General features: G+C 64.5%; 1 pseudogene. It reads right to left on the reverse strand.

Annotated features, from left to right (window positions below):
- Window positions 1-1,899 (reverse strand): annotated as a pseudogene (locus tag EPL01_RS21915) (hypothetical protein); the annotation flags it as partial.

Raw genomic sequence — 1,899 nt, forward strand, 5'->3', positions numbered from 1 at the left:
GTCTCGCCCGTCGGATTCTCGAACGTCTCGTCGATGTAGGCGCTCTCGAACGCGCGCTCGCCGTCTTCGCCGCTGAGGTCGAGGACGTGGCGCGTCTCCCCACCGACTCGAACCGCGACGGTGACGCTCGCGTTGCTCTCCTCGGCGAACGCCGACACCGGCCCAGTCGCCGTGACCTCGACCGTATCGGCGGGTATCGACACCGACTTGCTGAGGTTCGCCGACCCGAGCGACGGCGGCGGCGAGGGCTCTGAGGGGTCATCATCAGTTTCGTTCTCGTCGTCCTCATCGTCGTCGTCATCTCCGCCACTTCCGTTCCCCGGACAGTCGCCGGGGTCGAAACCTTGTTCGATAATCCCCCCGCTACACTCGGTGTCGGCCTCGTCCGAGAAGAACGCCGAGGAGTTCTGGCCGACCACGACCCGGCCGCCGCCGGTCGAACAGTCGCCGGTGCAGTTCCAGCCGCCGAGGTCCGAGAACGACTCGTTCAGCGCGAATCGCGGCTTGGGCTTCGCCCGTGACTCCATGTACGCCTGCCACTCGCTTTTGTTCAACACCACGAACGTCGAGAAGTGCGGCGTCGTCCCCGTCACCGAGTCGTTCTCCGCATCCACCTCCGAGGGAAGCTTCCGGTACGTCTGGAGCTTCGGGTCATAAGTGTAGACTGCGAGCGCCGACTCGTTGTCGACCTGTTCGTCGTCGTAGTCAATCGAGAGGTTCGCCTCCTCGAACTCGGCGTCGGCCTCGAAGTTCAGAACCTCGGATGCCGAGGCGTTCGAGACAGTCTCGGTCTGAATCTGGTCGTTTGCCTCGTTCTGGATGGTGACGGTGTCGGCGACGTTGCCCTCCCCAGAGATATTGACCGCCGCGCCCACCGTCTCGTTCTTCGTCTCCGTTGAGAACGTCTCGTTGCCGTCTAACACTCCATCCCCGTCGGTATCGTTGTCCAGCGGATCGGTCCCGACTTCGTACTCGTCGGGGTCAGTCAGCCCGTCAGAATCAGTATCCACTGCCAGCGGGTCGGTCCCGTTCGCTACTTCTGCAGAGTCGTTTAGACCGTCGAGGTCGGTGTCGGCCCGCACCGGATTCGTCCCCACGTCCTGCTCGCGGAGGTTCGACAGCGAGTCGTTGTCGAGGTCTTCGGCGGCGTCCGAGACCGAATCGTTGTCGGTGTCGTTGGTCGTGGGGTCGAGGCCTTGGAACTGAAGTTCGAAGCCGTCCTCCAAGCGGTCGCCGTCGGTGTCGTTGTCCAGCGGGTCAAGGTCGAACCGGTAGGCTTCGTAGACAGTTTCACCGTCGCCGTCGAGGTCCTCTGCGCCGTCACTGATGTTGTTCGAAGACTCGTTCTCCGCGGTCCGAGTCGAGTTGCTGTCGGGGTCCAGCGGGTCGGTCCCCACGACGGTCTCCTCGTAGGTGTCCGGCAGACCGTCACCGTCGAGGCGGAGAACATCACGGCCAGTCGTGGCATTCGCGTCAGGATAGTCGGGTGCCCAGCGCCGGTTCGGGTCGGTCGCCCGGACCTCGATAGTGTTGATTTGCTGGGTGAGCGTGAGGTTCGTCTGGAAGGTGGCGACCGCGCCGGGCGTGGTCTCGGGCGTGGCGTTCACGTCCAGCGCGAGCGTCCGGTTCGCGCCATTCAGCGAGACCTCTGCGGTGAGTTCGTGGCCCCGCACGTCGAACACTCGGCCCCGAAGTTCGTAGGTGACGTTGCCTTCGTGGGGCATGTCGCCGCGGGTAGTGATGGTGACGTTCGGCGTCACGGCGAGGTCCATCACGTCCAGCGCCTGCTGGGCGTGAATCCACGCGACCCGGTACTGAGTGATAGCGGTATGGTGCTGGCCGCGATTCCGGAAGCGCTCGGCGCGCTCGACCGCCGCCTTCGCGCCCGTGATGTTCTCC

The organism is Halorussus ruber (assembly GCF_004765785.1).
Taxonomy (GTDB): Archaea; Halobacteriota; Halobacteria; order Halobacteriales; family Haladaptataceae; genus Halorussus; species Halorussus ruber.